This window comes from Klebsiella sp. HN106 (genome assembly GCF_051209435.1).
Taxonomy (GTDB): Bacteria; Pseudomonadota; Gammaproteobacteria; order Enterobacterales; family Enterobacteriaceae; genus Klebsiella; species Klebsiella oxytoca.
In genome coordinates this window covers 1-345 of the sequence record NZ_JBLURD010000156.1, presented here as the reverse complement: position 1 = coordinate 345, position 345 = coordinate 1, and the positions used below count along the sequence as shown (strand labels likewise).

The 345-nt window shown below is 61.7% G+C and carries 1 pseudogene; it reads right to left on the bottom strand.

Annotation, left to right across the window (positions count from 1 at the left end):
- Positions 1-345: pseudogene (solA, locus tag ACSIPU_RS30755) on the bottom strand (N-methyl-L-tryptophan oxidase); the annotation flags it as partial.

The following is a 345-nucleotide window of genomic DNA, read 5'->3' as shown; positions in this document are numbered from 1 at the left end:
GGAGGCGCCGTGCAGGCAGCCGCCGATGCCAGGCAGGACGTTACGCAAAAACGGGAAGGATTCGGAACCATCGCTGGCGACAGCGCCAAACGCTACCCGCTCCTGCGGGGTGGAGATCGGCTGGCCGCCGTTATGCTTGCCAATTTTCAGTTCATTATCTTCCGCCGGGAAACCGTAATATTGATCGCCGTTGGGCAACTCGCCGGTGAAGGCCGGGAAGTGATTCTTGCTGCTGTAACGGCCATCGGCCTGGTACCAGGCGAACACCTTGCGTACCGGCTGGATAGGGAGGTCCGGAAGCAGGCGGGTGACCCAGGTGCCGGCGCTGACCAGCAGCTTTTTACC